The organism is Vogesella sp., assembly GCF_046297735.1.
Taxonomy (GTDB): Bacteria; Pseudomonadota; Gammaproteobacteria; order Burkholderiales; family Chromobacteriaceae; genus Vogesella; species Vogesella urethralis.
On sequence record NZ_JBKBHK010000005.1, the window covers coordinates 60,623 to 74,814 of the forward strand.

At 63.6% G+C, this 14,192-nt stretch carries 12 protein-coding genes; 6 read left to right on the forward strand and 6 right to left on the reverse strand.

Annotated elements, in window-relative coordinates; all coding sequences use genetic code 11:
- Positions 1-55: 55 nt before the first annotated feature.
- Entirely contained in the window at positions 56-481 is a 426-nt protein-coding gene (gene ndk / locus ACK4FZ_RS07785) for a nucleoside-diphosphate kinase (protein WP_144372391.1), read from the reverse strand.
- 135 nt (positions 482-616) lie between these two features.
- Between ndk and ACK4FZ_RS07790 the strand changes: the two genes are divergently transcribed.
- Entirely contained in the window at positions 617-1,510 is an 894-nt protein-coding gene (locus ACK4FZ_RS07790; RefSeq protein WP_409819550.1) for an SPOR domain-containing protein, read from the forward strand.
- Between the two features lie 121 nt (positions 1,511-1,631).
- Here ACK4FZ_RS07790 and zapE read toward each other — a convergent pair whose 3' ends face one another.
- The 5 genes from zapE to ACK4FZ_RS07815 all read right to left on the reverse strand — a co-directional run bounded on the left by zapE (position 1,632) and on the right by ACK4FZ_RS07815 (position 7,954).
- Complete coding sequence (zapE, locus tag ACK4FZ_RS07795; RefSeq protein WP_409819553.1) at positions 1,632-2,789, reverse strand: cell division protein ZapE; 1,158 nt, start codon at positions 2,787-2,789, stop codon at positions 1,632-1,634.
- A gap of 40 nt (positions 2,790-2,829) precedes the next feature.
- Positions 2,830-3,726, reverse strand: coding sequence for a cysteine synthase CysM (cysM, locus tag ACK4FZ_RS07800; RefSeq protein ID WP_144372394.1), 897 nt, complete (start codon positions 3,724-3,726; stop codon positions 2,830-2,832).
- A gap of 227 nt (positions 3,727-3,953) precedes the next feature.
- Complete coding sequence (locus ACK4FZ_RS07805; RefSeq protein ID WP_409819556.1) at positions 3,954-5,327, reverse strand: esterase-like activity of phytase family protein; 1,374 nt, start codon at positions 5,325-5,327, stop codon at positions 3,954-3,956.
- Positions 5,328-5,478: 151 nt separating this feature from the next.
- The gene (gene glyA, locus ACK4FZ_RS07810) at positions 5,479-6,723 is read right to left on the reverse strand and encodes a serine hydroxymethyltransferase (RefSeq protein ID WP_409819558.1); all 1,245 of its coding nucleotides are present in this window, start codon (positions 6,721-6,723) and stop codon (positions 5,479-5,481) included.
- A gap of 124 nt (positions 6,724-6,847) precedes the next feature.
- The gene (locus ACK4FZ_RS07815) at positions 6,848-7,954 is read right to left on the reverse strand and encodes a hypothetical protein (protein WP_409819561.1); all 1,107 of its coding nucleotides are present in this window, start codon (positions 7,952-7,954) and stop codon (positions 6,848-6,850) included.
- A gap of 762 nt (positions 7,955-8,716) precedes the next feature.
- Between ACK4FZ_RS07815 and sbcB the strand changes: the two genes are divergently transcribed.
- The 5 genes from sbcB (at position 8,717) to ACK4FZ_RS07840 (ending at position 14,183) form a co-directional block, all read left to right on the forward strand.
- Positions 8,717-10,147 (forward strand): exodeoxyribonuclease I, encoded by a 1,431-nt coding sequence (gene sbcB, locus ACK4FZ_RS07820; protein ID WP_409819563.1) that lies wholly within the window; start codon positions 8,717-8,719, stop codon positions 10,145-10,147.
- 164 nt (positions 10,148-10,311) lie between these two features.
- Positions 10,312-11,082 (forward strand): sulfite exporter TauE/SafE family protein, encoded by a 771-nt coding sequence (locus ACK4FZ_RS07825; RefSeq protein WP_409819566.1) that lies wholly within the window; start codon positions 10,312-10,314, stop codon positions 11,080-11,082.
- A gap of 97 nt (positions 11,083-11,179) precedes the next feature.
- Positions 11,180-12,130, forward strand: a complete 951-nt coding sequence (gene miaA / locus ACK4FZ_RS07830) for a tRNA (adenosine(37)-N6)-dimethylallyltransferase MiaA (protein ID WP_409819567.1) — start codon at positions 11,180-11,182, stop codon at positions 12,128-12,130.
- Between the two features lie 22 nt (positions 12,131-12,152).
- Entirely contained in the window at positions 12,153-12,665 is a 513-nt protein-coding gene (gene mprA / locus ACK4FZ_RS07835) for a transcriptional repressor MprA (RefSeq protein WP_144372401.1), read from the forward strand.
- A 114-nt stretch (positions 12,666-12,779) separates the two neighbouring features.
- Positions 12,780-14,183 (forward strand): efflux transporter outer membrane subunit, encoded by a 1,404-nt coding sequence (locus tag ACK4FZ_RS07840; protein ID WP_409819570.1) that lies wholly within the window; start codon positions 12,780-12,782, stop codon positions 14,181-14,183.
- Positions 14,184-14,192 lie beyond the last annotated feature (9 nt).

Genomic DNA, 14,192 nt, shown 5'->3' on the forward strand with positions numbered 1-14,192 from the left:
GCAGCCGCCGGGTACAACGGGTCTATCATGCGACCAGGGGTTGGCCGCGTCCGCCTTAGCGGGCTACGACTTCGGTAGCAGCGAAGAAGTAAGCCACTTCGATCGCGGCGTTTTCCAGGCTGTCGGAACCGTGAACGGCGTTAGCATCGATGGAATCGGCGAAGTCTGCACGGATGGTGCCGGCGTCAGCTTTCTTCGGATCGGTCGCGCCCATCAGTTCGCGGTTTTTCAGAACGGCGTTTTCGCCTTCCAGCACCTGGATCATGACCGGGCCGGAGATCATGAAGTTCACCAGATCGTTGAAGAACGGGCGCTCTTTGTGTACAGCGTAGAAGCCTTCGGCTTCAGCGCGGGACAGCTGTTTCAGTTTGGCAGCGACGATTTTCAGACCAGCGGTCTCGAAGCGATCGTAGATCTTGCCGATTACGTTCTTGGCAACAGCGTCCGGCTTGATGATGGACAGGGTGCGTTCGATAGCCATACAAATTCTCCCAGTTTGCAAGTGAATATGGTTACACTTGGCATGCGCTTTTGCGGCCTGCCAGTTACCCAATTTTGAGGAACCCGGCATTTTACCAGTGTTCACCAGCCTTTGCTGCACAGAATTCAAACCGCGATGACTCCCTCCCCCAACGACCCGCACCAAGGTGGCGAATCCGCCACGGCCATGAGCCCCGAACTGAAAAAGCGCCTGGCGATGGCCGCCGGCCTGGTGGCCGTTGCCCTGGCCGCCATCCCCGTCCTGGACAGCTTTTCCGGCAACAAGCCGGAAACCATCCCCGGCAGCGTACCGGTCAGCTCCGGCCGCATCATCAACAAAGAAGCTGCCTCTGAACCCACGCTGGTGATTGCACAGCTGCCGGAAAGCAGCGCGCCGGCAGCCGCCAGCACCCCAGCCATCGCCACGCCGTCGCCAGCCACGCCTGACCTAACCCGCACACCGGCCGCCAACCTGGGCAGCACCAGCCCGGCGCCGGCCACGCCGGCACCCGCCGCGGCCAACCCGGCAACGCTAAAACCGGCCACCACGGTGGCACCGGCTGGCAACACCACAGCCACAGCCAAGCCAGCCGGCGGCAATACGGCAACCACGACCACCGCAGCGCCGGCCAAAGCACCGGCCGCTACCACTGCCACAGCGCCCGCCGCCAAGCCAGCCGCCCGCCCTGCCACCACGCCGATCGAGCTGCCGCCCGCAACCGCCACGCCTACAGCACCCGCCGCAGCCGCAGCCCCCAACACGGCGCCGCGCGTAATGCCCACCGTACCGAGCAACCGCGCCGCACCCGGCGGCAGCTCGCTGGGCTACCAAGTACAATTGGGCTTGTTTGCTAGCCCCGGCAACGCCGAAAAGCTGATCGACGACCTGAAAAAGCGCGGCATCAGCGCTCGCACCGAAACCCGCGTCCAGCTGGGGCCATTCACCACCCGCGCTGAGGCAGAAGAAGCAATGGCCAAGCTAAAAGCACTGGGTTATCAGCCCATGCTGGTGCCGGCTGGCGCACAGTAAGCAGCCGACAAGCTCCCTACTCAGACAAAACAAGCCCTGTTCGCTTGGCAAACAGGGCTTGTCACCCCTCCCGGCCGCAGCGGCATCGCTGCGGCTTTTTCACAGGCAGGTGGCGGCCGGATCAGGTTTCGCTGATGCCGTCGGCAATGCTGAAATTATCGACCAGATGGGGCAATGCCAGATAGGCGCTGGTTTGCATCTCGGTCAGACGGCTGGCAGTACGGAAGAACTCGCTGGCCTGCAGGCCTTCGGTATAGATCTCCTCCGGTGGCACCGCACTGGACGCCACAAACTTGACGCGATGGTCGTAAAACACGTCCACCAGCCAGGTAAAGCGGCGAGCAATGGCCGAGTCTTTGGCTGCCAGTTTCGGGATGCCGGACACGAACACGGTATGGTATTCGCTGGCAATTTCCAGATAGTCGGTTTGCGCGCGCGGGCCGTCGCAGATGGCCATGAAATCAAACCACACCACGCCCGGCACGTGCCGCTTCAGCGGAATCTCGCGCCCCAGCACCGCCAGCGTATGCGGCGCCTCGGCGGCGGCACCAGCCAGGCGCTCGAACATGGCGCTCATTTTCTGCTCGGCAGCGGCGTCGGCCGGCACATGAAACAGCGGCTCGCGCGTCAGCTCGCGCAGGCGGTAGTCGTTGCCGCCGTCTACGTTCAACACGTCCAGATTGGCCTTCAGCAGCTCGATGGTAGGCAGGAAGTTGCTGCGCATCAGGCCGTTGGGGTACAGGTTGTCCGGCGGGTAGTTGGAGGTCATCACGCAGATGATGCCGTGATTGAACAGCTCGGTGAACAGGCGGCCCAGCATCATGGCGTCGGCAATGTCGCTGACGTGGAACTCGTCAAAACACAGCAGCCGTACTTCGCGGGCGATGCGCGCCGCCACAATCTTCAGCGGGTCCGGCTCGTTGGTAACCGTGCGCAGCTGCTTGTGGATTTCGGCCATGAAATGGTGGAAGTGCACGCGGCGCTTGCGCTCGTACGGCACGCAGCCATAAAAAGCATCCATCAGGAAGCTCTTGCCGCGCCCTACCCCACCCCAGAAATACAGGCCACGCGGCACCGGCGGCTTGCGCAGGCTGCGACCGAGAAAACGGTTGCGTTTGTCCTTGAAGTCCACCAGCGCCTGCCACAGCGCGTCGAGGCGCTCGATGGCGGCGGCCTGGGCGGCGTCATGAATGAAACCGGGCTGCTGGCTGGCGGCCTGGTACCAGGCCTGGGGGCTGAGGCTGCCGTCGCTGGGCGGCGAAAAAACGTGTTGGGACATGGTGTTCGATTAAGGTTGGCCGCCGGCGGCCAACCCGTGCTCAGGAGAATAGACCGGTGGAAAGATAACGGTCGCCGCGGTCGCAGACAATAGAAACAATCACCGCATTTTCCAGTTGTTCGTTCAGACGCAGCGCTACCGCCAGCGCACCACCGGACGACGGACCAGCCAGAATGCCCTCTTCGCGCGCCAGACGGCGGGCGGTATCTTCGGCGGTTTGCTGGTCTACCAGCAGCAATTGGTCGATGCGATCAAAGTCGCAAATCTTTGGCAGATACTCGTCTTCCCACTTGCGGATACCGGGAATCTGGCTGCCTGCCTGCGGCTGCACACCGACAATCTGGATAGCCGGGTTCTGCTGTTTCAGATAGGTGCTGGTGCCCATCACGGTGCCGGTAGTGCCCATGCTGGACACAAAATGCGTAACGGTGCCGGCGGTATCGCGCCAGATTTCCGGGCCGGTACCTTCGATATGGGCACGCGGGTTATCCGGGTTGCCAAACTGGTCCAGGATGCGGCCAACCCCGGCCGCCTGTAGCCGGCGTGCCTCGTCGATGGCACCAGGCATCGACGCTTCTTTGGGCGTCAGCACCACCTCGGCGCCGTAAGCGCGCATGGTATCGACGCGCTCCTGGCTGGAGTTTTCGGGCATCACCAGAATCATCTTGTAGCCCATCATGGTGGCGGCCATCGCCAGCGCGATGCCGGTATTGCCACTGGTGGGCTCGATCAGCGTGTCACCGGGGCGGATGTCGCCGCGCGCTTCGGCCTGGCGGATCATCGACAGCGCCGGGCGGTCTTTGACCGATCCGGCCGGGTTATTGCCTTCCAGCTTCACCAGCACCACATTGCTGCTGTTGCCGGGCATGCGCTTCAGGCGCACCAGCGGGGTATTGCCGACGAAGTCTTCCAGGTATTTGAATTCAGGCTGGGTCATGATCCTCTCCTCGTTGGCCGCATTATACGGGCGCCGCGCCGGCACTTCGCCACCCCGCCGGCCGCCGCCAACGGCCACAGCGACATTTATGCCTTTAAATCAGCGACTTGGCGAGAAAACATGCTTTGTAATATTAAGCTCTGTTCTTATAACCGGATTGCAACACGCTACACATGACAAGGCCCGCTTGCCTAAGCAAGCGGGCCTTGTTGCGGCGCAGCCGGTGTTTACTGCAGCAGCTCTTTCAACGGCTTTTGCAGCGTAATCAGCCACAGCTGCGTGCTTTCACCGTTGGCCGCCACCCCCAGGCTGGCGCCGGCTTGCGGCTGACCCTGCTTGTCTACCAGTTTGCCGTCAGCTACACGCAGCTCGTCCAGCTTCAGGCTGCTGCCGCGCAGCTCGCTGGCGACGCCAAAATCGTTATCATTGATCACCGCCAGCGTGCTGGCGTCCACCAAGGCCAGGCCTTCGGCTTTTTCGGCTGTCCAGCCCAGCGCACGCAAGTCCAGCGCCAGCTGCTTTTTCACCGGCATCACGCCAGCGGCGGCCAGCGCCGCCGCGTCGCCGTATTCCAGCGCACGGCCGTCGGCCAGCTGCTTGCCGTCCAGCGCGCTGGCCTTGGCCAGATCGATCAGCATGATGTCGTTATGCATGCGCTTGTCTTTGTCCTTGCCCTGCTCGATCACGGCAAACTGGGTTTCGGACAATGCCACGATGTCACCCAACTTCATGTCGCCGGTTTTCTTGAAGTGGGCCGATACCGGGTAGGCAAACTGACGCACGACGCCGGTTGTCGGGTCCAGCTCGACGATGCGGGTAAACAGCGCCTCGTGGCGGGTTTTGCCATCCACATCCAGTGTGCTCTGCACGATGGCTACCACCTTGCCGGCCGGCGTTACCGCCACGCCCTCGAAACCGCGGTTGGGCTGGCGTGCGGCCAACTCCGGCGGCAAGCCCTGACCGGGCGCGTAGCGCTGCAGGATCTCGCCACTCTTGCCGTCCACCTTCACGATGAAGGGGCCGTACTCGTCCACAATCCACAGATTTCCAGCGGCGTCGGCGTCGATGCCTTCCGGGTCCAGCCCGTTGGCGTCATATGGCAGCGCGGCCAACTGCTCGCTCAGGCCCAGCTCGCCACTGGCGCCCACCTGCCCCGGCGCTATCGGGCGGCCGCTGATCGGCTTGCCGTCCTGCTTCAGCGGCAGCGTCTTGATGACCTCGGCCTTTTCGGCCAGCGATACGCGCAGCTGGGTGATAGTGGGCGTGTAATCCGGCACCGCAAACACCTTGCTGGCGCGCTTACCCTTGCCATCCGCCACATCGGGCGAATCGACATTGGGGCCACGGTCGGTTAGCGACCAGAACTCTAGCGCCGAGGTGGCTTTCTCGTAGCCCTTGAAGCGCAGGCCGGACCCTACCGCCAGCGGCAAGCCCTGCGGGAAGGCGGCCTTGGCCGTGCCAGCATAGGGCACCCTGGGCGTGGCCACTTCGTAACGCTCCAGCGCGGCGATGTTCGGCTCGCGGGTTTCCAGCAGGGCAAACGGTTCAGCCAGCGCCGGCAGCGCGGCGGCAAGCAACAGGGGCAGCAGCAAACGGGTCATGGTGTCTTCCATCGAAATGTGAACGCGATGCGGCCAACGTATAACAGCCGGGTGACAGCACCATGACAGCGCCACCGCACATAAAAAAACACCGCCCTTCTTGCGAAGGCGCGGTGTTTTTTGCATCACGACCGCCAGCTGGCGGCGGCGATTACTTAGCGTAAACCGGGAAGCGGCGTGCCAGTGCGGTGGCTTGTTCGGCCACGCGCGCCAGTACGGCGTCGTCGTTCGGGTTGTCCAGCACGTCGGCCACCAGGTTGGCCACGATGCGGGCTTCTTCTTCCTTGAAGCCGCGGGTGGTGATGGCCGGGGAGCCGATGCGGATACCGGAGGTCACGAACGGGCTTTCCGGGTCGTTCGGGATGGCGTTCTTGTTCACGGTGATGTGCGCTTTGCTCAGGGCGGCATCGGCAGCCTTGCCGGTCAGGCCTTTCGGGCGCAGGTCCACCAGGAACACGTGGCTCTCGGTACGGCCGGAGATGATGCGCACGCCACGGGCAGCCAGGGTTTCGGCCATGGCGGCAGCATTCTTCAGCACTTGCTCTTGGTAGGCTTTGAATTCCGGCTGCAGCGCTTCTTTGAAGGCCACGGCTTTACCGGCGATGACGTGCATCAGCGGGCCGCCTTGCAGGGTCGGGAACACGTTGCTGTTCAGCGACTTCTCGAACTCGGCCTTGGCCAGGATGATGCCGCCACGCGGGCCGCGCAGGGTCTTGTGGGTGGTGGAGGTCACGAAGTGGGCGTGCGGCACCGGGTTCGGGTACACACCGGCAGCCACCAGGCCAGCGTAGTGGGCCATGTCGACCATGAAGTAGGCACCCACCTTGTCGGCGATTTCGCGCATGCGGGCCCAGTCAAAGCGCAGGGCGTAAGCGGAAGCGCCACCGATGATCAGCTTCGGCTTGGTTTCCAGCGCTACGCGCTCCATGTCGTCGTAGTCGATCTCTTCGTTTTCGTTCAGACCGTAGGCCACGATGTTGAACATCTTGCCGGACAGGTTGGCCGGGGAACCGTGGGTCAGGTGACCACCGTGGCCCAGGTTCATACCCATGATGGTGTCGCCCGGCTTCAGGATGGAGAAGTACACCGCCTGGTTGGCTTGCGAACCGGAGTGCGGCTGCACGTTGGCGTACTCGGCGCCAAACAGCTGCTTCACGCGGTCGATGGCCAGCTGCTCTACCACGTCAACGTGCTCGCAACCACCGTAGAAACGCTTGCCCGGGTAGCCTTCGGCGTACTTGTTGGTCAGCTGGGAGCCCTGGGCTTCCATGACGGCCGGGCTGGTGTAGTTTTCCGAGGCGATCAACTCGATGTGATCTTCCTGGCGAACGACTTCTTCGCTGATGGCGGCAGCGAGTTCCGGGTCGTACTGGGCAATTTTGATATCTGCAAACATCGTCGACTATTCCATCAAAGGGTTATGGATAAGGAAATCTTAACGCATTCCGGCGCCGGGCCGAAATGAACAAATGGCGAAGAAACAATGAATTGCATTCATGTTCCTTCGCCATTTTCGTGTCTTACTGCAGGGTCTGGCTGACCGGCCAGTCGTCTGCGGTGTAGAACAGCGGGATGCCATCGCGGCTTTCCGGCTGCACCTGCGGCACCACCCGCACGTCGCGCACATGGCACTCGGCCATCAGCATGCGGAAATTGGTTTCGATCTGCGCCACCACGTCCTGCGCGGCCAACGGCCACACGAAACCACCCCAGTCCTTGGCATTGCCTTCGGCCGAAATGGTGAAGTGCAGCTCGCCGTTATCGTGCGATGACACAATCGCCACCGGTTCCTGGCCCTGATCGCGCAGCTGGCGGATCTGGGTGCTGGCAAACACTTGTAGCGCCACTTCCAGACGGGCAAAGTTGCCCGCCACGATGGCCTGCATCAGCGCCATCGGCGGGCGAGGAATCGGGAACAGCGTCACGCCGTCGGTTTTCAGCTGCTCGCCGAGGAACTTCATCAGCGGCACGCCCCAGGCGCCCACGCTACCACCCAGTTTTACCGGCGCCGGCGCGCCTTCCTGCTGGATGGCCACCCCCAGCAGATAGCGCAGGAATACGCCCTCGTCCTTGGCGGTTACCGCCGCCGGCGGCAAGTCCAGCGGTACGCCACTGGCGGCGTCCTGCAGCTCGCGGGTCAGGCGGAAAATCTGGGTAGAAGGAATGCCCACCACCGAATCGGGGTGCAGCAGCTTGCCGGACAGCCACGCTTCGGCGCCTTCGGCAAACAGGCCATGCTGGCGGAACAGCGCATTCAGGCCATCCACGTCGGCCAGCGTGGCCGGCAGCGTGACCTGGGTACGGCTACCGACGACCAGTACCACCGGCACGGCGAACACCACGGCATGACGGCCGCTGTCCGGGCGCTCGGCCACGTCGCGCAGCGCGTCCCACAGCACCTGGTACAGCGCCTGCGAGGTCACCATTGCCAGCGCCACCGACACCGGCAGCAGCTCGTTACGCTCCAGCATTTCTGCCAGCGTGGCGCGCAGCGATTCCTGCCACATGGCGCGGTCGTCCTGGCTGGGCGCATTGGCAATCGACTGCGCGTAATGGATCAGCATATTGGAGGGGGACGACTCGGGGTACTGGCGCGGATCGGGCAGGACTGGGCTCAAATCACTCATTGCTGACAACCGTCTGGATGGGCAAAGGCGGTATTTTCGCACAGGCCACGCCGCAGGGCGAGTGCGTGATGTGCGGAATCGCACCGGGTGGCGCCTTGGCCGCTGCCAAGTTATGGCTTATTAAAGCTTTGCCACTATTCAATAGGCTTATGACCAGCAACGAGCAAGCGCTCAATTTTCACGTCCGAACATTTTCGAGTGTTCGATGCGCGACAATTTGTTATGTTTTTTCGCTTTTGTAAATTGTATACATTGACACCCCAGGCCACGATCTGGATAATCCGTCCTCGTTGAGATGCAGCAATTGCTTCTTGATAGTTTCTCCTCTATTTCTCCTTTGTAGACTTGGCGCGGGCTTCAAACCCCGCGCATTTTTTTGCCCGCTCGCCGGCAATCAGCAAAATCAGTCACTTAGCTTGACCTTTTTTGCCCACCTCGCCTCACCCGCTCCAACGCACCGCTCGTCACCCCGCCCCACGCCCTGCCATCAACGCACGGCAACATCTGCCATCCAATCGCAGCATCATGCCACCGCACATCCGGCCTGGATGTTCGAATGAGTGAAATATTGCGTTCGATATTGTTAGAAAGCGAAAAAGAAAGCCAGCGCCGCAAACGCGGGGCTGGCCACAAGGGATATCCAAACAATCAGGGGAGGCGTGGCACGCAGGTACCACCCGCTGTCAGGCCACCGCGACGCACAAAAGTTCCAGCCAGGCGCTGCCGGTGCGACAATCGCGTTTTGCGCCCTTGCCATCGACCATGAGCCCAACCACTTTCTTCTGGCACGACTACGAAACCTTCGGCGCCGTACCACGCAGCGATCGCCCGGCCCAGTTTGCCGGCATCCGCACCGACAGCGAGCTGAACGAGATCGGCGAACCGGTCATGCTGTACTGCCAGCCAACGCCCGACTACCTGCCGTCGCCGGAAGCCTGCCTGATTACCGGCATCACCCCGCAGCACTGCGCCGCCCACGGCGTGCCCGAGCACCAGTTTGCTGCTGCCATCGAACGCGAACTGGGCCAGCCCGGCACCATTGGCGTCGGCTACAACTCGATCCGCTTCGACGACGAAGTTACCCGCTACCTGCTGTGGCGCAACCTGAAAGACCCGTACGCGCGCGAATGGCAACACGGCTGCAGCCGCTGGGACCTGCTGGACGTGGTACGCACCACCTACGCCCTGCGCCCGGAGGGCATTACCTGGCCGCGCCACGATAACGGCCTGCCCAGTTTCAAGCTGGAGCACCTGAGCGCGGCCAACGGCCTGGCGCACGAGGCGGCCCACGACGCGCTGTCCGACGTGCGCGCCACCATCGCACTGGCGCGGCTGATCCGCGCGCGCCAGCCGCGGCTGTTCCAGTTCTGCCTCGACCTGCGCAAGAAGGACGCGGTGCGCCACCAACTCAGCCTGCACGCGCCGCAGCCACTGGTACACGTGTCCGGCATGTTCGGCAGCGAACGTGGCAACGTCGCCATCGTCTGGCCGCTGGCCGAGCACCCTACCAACAAAAACGAAGTACTGGTCTGGGACCTGGCGCACGACCCGCGCGAACTGAGCGGCCTGACTGCCGAGCAGGTACGCGAACGGCTGTTTACCCGCAACGAAGACCTGCCGGCAGGCGTGCAACGGCTGCCGCTGAAGAGCATCCACATCAACAAGTCACCGTTCGTGTGCAACAAGCTGGCGGTACTGGACGACGCCCGCGCCGCCGAGCTGAGCATCGACAAGGCGCTGGCACTACAGCACGCGGTGCACGCGGCCGCCCTGCCGGACCTGAGCCTGCTATGGAAAGCCGTGTTTCGCCGCGAGCCCGGCGACACGCCGGATGTGGACGAGAACCTGTACGGCGGCTTTGTCAGCTACAACGACCGCCGCATCCTGAACCGCCTGCAACAGCTGGCGGCGCCGGCGTTGGCCGCAGAGCGGCCCGAGTTTGAAGACAGCCAGCTGGCGCGACTGTTATGGCGCTACCGCGCGCGCAATTTCCCGCACAGCCTGAATGCCGAAGAAGCCCGCCACTGGCGGCAGTGGTGCCTGGAAAAGCTGCACAGCGGCCAACCCGGCGGCCGCAGCTACGCCCAGTTTTGCCAGGAGATCGACGCACGGCTAGCCAGCGCCACACCGCAGCAGGCCACAGTGCTGCAAGCGCTACGGCAATGGGGCGAACAGCTGTTGAAACAGGCTTGAACACGGGCTACTTGCTATTACGCGGGCTAACGTCGCACTGGCGAGCTTGGCGCAGGCGGGTTGCTTATTCATTTTGTGAATAACCAAACATGAAATACATCTAAAGCAGCATAAACCCTTCGGTTAGCATGGCTGCCCGTATTGCTTTCTGAAGGGTGTGCCCCATGGATCTGGGCTTTGTGGTTGCCGGCCTGGTGGTCGGCTTCATCGTTGGCCTCACCGGCGTCGGTGGCGGCTCGCTGATGACGCCCATTCTGCTGTGGTTCGGCATCAACCCGGCCACCGCGGTCGGCACCGACCTGCTGTACGCCTGTATCACCAAGATGGGCGGCGTCTGGGTGCACCACAAGCAAAAGCACATCGACTGGCGCATTACCCGCCTGTTGGCCATGGGCAGCGTACCGGCCGCATTGCTTACCGTGGCGGTGCTGCATTTCCTGCACCTGGAAACCGCGCACGTCAACAAGATCATCAAGGTCACGCTGGGCTTCGCGTTGATGCTGACCGCCGTTGCCATCCTGTTCAAACCGTTCATCCTGCGCCAGCTGGCCCGCATTCGCCCCACCCCGGCGCCGGACCATCTGCCGGTGAACGCCACCATCGCCACCGGCGTGGTGCTGGGCGTTATCGTCACCCTTAGTTCCATCGGCGCCGGCGCACTCGGCACGCTGGCCATCTTTGCCTTGTACCCGCTGCTGCCCACTGCCCGCCTGGTGGGCACCGAAATCGCCCACGCCGTGCCGCTGACGCTGGTGGCCGGCCTGGGCCACGCCAGCATGGGCAATATGGACTACGGCCTGCTGGGCCAGCTGCTGGTAGGCTCGCTGCCGGGCATCTGGCTGGGCAGCCACATGACCCGCCGCGTGGCCGAACAATGGCTGCGCCCGGCACTGGCTATCATGATGGTGGTGATCGGTGCCAAACTGGTGGCATAAGCCGCACCGTCTGCCTGTAAAAGCCGCCAATGGCGGCTTTTTCTTCGCCCGCCTTGTGCGACAATAGCCGCCTCGTTTTGCACCCAGTACCCGTACGATGAAGCCACAACACCGCGCCATCCTGCTGATGGGTCCCACCGCTTCCGGCAAGACCGGGCTGGCGCTGGCGCTGGCGCAACGCTTTCCGGTGGAAATCGTCAGCGTCGACTCCGCGCTGGTTTACCGCGATATGGATATCGGCACCGCCAAGCCCACCGCGGAAGAAATGGCGACCTGCCCGCACCACCTGATCGACATCATTCCGCCGACTGAGTCGTACTCGGCGGCACAGTTCCACGCCGACGCCAACCGACTGATCGCCGACATCTGCCAGCGTGGCCGCATTCCGCTGCTGGTAGGCGGCACCATGCTGTACTTCAAGGCGCTGCTGGAAGGGCTGTCCGACCTGCCGCAAGCCGACGCCGAGGTGCGCGCCCGGCTGGAAGCCGACGGCGAACAGCTGGGCTGGCCCGCCATGCACCAAAGGTTGGCCGCGGTCGACCCGGAAACCGCTGCCCGCCTGGCACCCAACGATTCGCAACGCGTGCAGCGCGCGCTGGAAGTGTACGAGCTCACCGGCCAGCCGATGTCGGCACTGATGCGCCAGGGCCGCGACGATGCGGCCAGCTTTGCCGCGCTGCGCCTGGCGCTGCAGCCGTCTGACCGCGCCTGGCTACACCAGCGCATCGCCTTGCGCTTCGACCAGATGCTGGCGCAGGGCTTTCTGGACGAAGTCAGCCGCGTGCGCCAGCGCTACCCCGCGCTGTCGCTGGCGCTGCCGTCGATGCGCTGCGTCGGCTACCGCCAGGCCTGGGAATACCAGGATGGTCTGTTCGATTACGCCGAGCTGCGCGAGCGCGGCATTGCCGCCACCCGCCAGCTGGCCAAACGCCAGATCACCTGGCTGCGCGGCATGCCGCAGAACACCGAGCTGGATTGCCTGCAACCCGACCTGCTGACGCCGGTAGCCCGCCAGGTCGAAGCCTGGCTGGCAACTTGCCCCAATTAGTAACGCACGTTACCATTTAACCATGAACGAATGCCCCAACACCTGCCATAGCTTTGTTCCCTGTGAACAAGCGGTAGAAAGCATCTCCAGCAAAATGCCCGGCGCACCGCGGCAGGAAGTACTGCTGACCCGGCTGTACTTTCACCTGCAGCCGTACCTGCTGGGCTACTTCAATGAAACGCTGAAGTGCCACGAGATCAACGAAACCACCTGGATGGCGCTGATGGTGCTGTACTCGCGCCCCGAGCAGCGTGTCAGCCCGTCCGAGCTGTCCGACGCGCTGGCGTTCTCGCGCACCAACGCCACCCGCGTGGTGGACGACCTGTGCCAGCGCGGCCTGATCGAACGCCTGCCGTCGCAAGAAGACCGGCGCAAGACCGAATTGATCCTCACCGAAAAAGGCCTGGCCTTCATCGCCCAGGTAATGCCGGAACAGCGCCAGCGCATGCGCGAGCTGTGGCAGGACTTCAGCGACGAAGAGCGCACCACGCTGGATGCTCTACTGCGTAAGCTGTTGCGACGCGTTGGCGGCTGATACAAACCGTTGCACACGACAACCGGCTTTTTCAATAAGCTGGCCAATCACAAGGAAACCGGCAGCGCACTGCCGGTTTTTTGATAACAAATTAGTAACGCAGGTGATCATTACATGCGTAACAGCCAGCCTCACGCACTGATTCTCTCTACCCTCGCCGTCAGCCTGCTGCTGGCAGGCTGCGCCACGCCCGATGTACTGCCGCCCAGTACCGTGCCGTTGCAAGCCGCCAGTCTGGGCGTACAAGACGGTAGCCAACTGGCACGGGACAACTGGTGGCAAGCGCTGAACGATCCGCAGCTGGACCAGCTGGTATCGCAAGCGCTGGCGCGCAGCCCGCGCCTGACACTGGCCGACGCCAAGCTGCGCGCCGCGCGCGCCAACAGCGACAGCGTGGCCAGCAGCGACGGTTTGCGCGTCAACGGCAGCGCCAGCTTCGTCCGCGAGCGCAGCTCCGAATACGGCAACAACCCGCCGGCCTACCGTGGCATTTACACCAACCTGGAAACCGTCGGTCTGGATCTATCCTACCGCTTCGATTTCTGGGGTAAGACCCGCGCCCAGTTGGCCGCCGCTCGCGGCCAGGCCTACGCCGCGCAACTGGAAGCCGACGACGCCCGCCAGTGGCTGGCCTGGGCCGTCAGCAGCCAGTACCTGGAATGGCGTACCGCGCAGCACGCCCTGCAACTGCAAGCCGAAGACCAGCAGCAAGCAACACAATTGCTGCAACTGGGCGAGGTTCGCAGCAAGCAAGGCCTGGCGGCACCGGACGAACTGGCGCAACTGCAAGCGGCGGCCAACGATGCCCGCCAGCTGGTGCTGCGCGCCGGCTTGCGCGAAACGCAGGCACGTCACGCGCTGGCCGCCCTAGCCGCGCTGCCGCAAACCCACATCGACGCCATCGCCAAGGCAGCGCTGCCGGAATGGCAGCTGGACCCGGCACGCTACAGCACAGCCATGCTGGGCAAGCGCGCCGACATCCTGGCGGCACGCGAACGGGTGGAAGCCGCCAGTGCCGGCATCCGTGCCGCCCGCGCCGACTTCTACCCCGACGTCCGCATTGGCGGCCTGGCCGCGCTGTCGTCGTCCGAGCTGTCCAACCTGCTGGACCCGGGCGCCCGCCTGCTGCGCTTCGCCCCGGCCCTGACACTGCCCATCTTCAGCAACGGCGAGCTCAACGCCCGCCTGTCGGGCCGCACTGCCGACTACGAGCAAGCCGTAGCCGCCTACAACCAGACCTTGCTGGCCGCCATCCAGGAAACCACCGACCGCAGCAGCCAGCTGGCCAGCCTGACGCAGGCAGAAACGCAAGCCGACGCCACCTTGCGTGCACGCCGTGAAGCCAGCCGCGTACTGCAGACCCGGCTGGAGACCGGCCTCGCCTCGCGCAGCCAGTGGCTGAACGAGCGCCGGCGCGATACCCAGGCCCGACTGTCGGCACTGGAGATCCGCGGCCAACGCCTGCAAGTGCAAGCCGCCTTGCTGCGGGCGCTGGGTAGCCCGCAAGCCGGCAACTGAATGCGCCCA

What these genes read in the sequence shown, in the direction of transcription:
- ndk (WP_144372391.1), bottom strand. Translation starts at nt 481, where the DNA reads ATGGCTATCGAACGCACCCTGTCCATCATCAAGCCGGACGCTGTTGCC.
- ACK4FZ_RS07805 (WP_409819556.1), bottom strand. Translation starts at nt 5,327, where the DNA reads ATGACCCGTTTGCTGCTGCCCCTGTTGCTTGCCGCCGCGCTGCCGGCG.
- cysM (WP_144372394.1), bottom strand. Translation starts at nt 3,726, where the DNA reads ATGACCCAGCCTGAATTCAAATACCTGGAAGACTTCGTCGGCAATACC.
- zapE (WP_409819553.1), bottom strand. Translation starts at nt 2,789, where the DNA reads ATGTCCCAACACGTTTTTTCGCCGCCCAGCGACGGCAGCCTCAGCCCC.
- ACK4FZ_RS07790 (WP_409819550.1), top strand. Translation starts at nt 617, where the DNA reads ATGACTCCCTCCCCCAACGACCCGCACCAAGGTGGCGAATCCGCCACG.
- ACK4FZ_RS07815 (WP_409819561.1), bottom strand. Translation starts at nt 7,954, where the DNA reads ATGAGTGATTTGAGCCCAGTCCTGCCCGATCCGCGCCAGTACCCCGAG.
- glyA (WP_409819558.1), bottom strand. Translation starts at nt 6,723, where the DNA reads ATGTTTGCAGATATCAAAATTGCCCAGTACGACCCGGAACTCGCTGCC.
- mprA (WP_144372401.1), top strand. Translation starts at nt 12,153, where the DNA reads ATGAACGAATGCCCCAACACCTGCCATAGCTTTGTTCCCTGTGAACAA.
- sbcB (WP_409819563.1), top strand. Translation starts at nt 8,717, where the DNA reads ATGAGCCCAACCACTTTCTTCTGGCACGACTACGAAACCTTCGGCGCC.
- ACK4FZ_RS07840 (WP_409819570.1), top strand. Translation starts at nt 12,780, where the DNA reads ATGCGTAACAGCCAGCCTCACGCACTGATTCTCTCTACCCTCGCCGTC.
- miaA (WP_409819567.1), top strand. Translation starts at nt 11,180, where the DNA reads ATGAAGCCACAACACCGCGCCATCCTGCTGATGGGTCCCACCGCTTCC.
- ACK4FZ_RS07825 (WP_409819566.1), top strand. Translation starts at nt 10,312, where the DNA reads ATGGATCTGGGCTTTGTGGTTGCCGGCCTGGTGGTCGGCTTCATCGTT.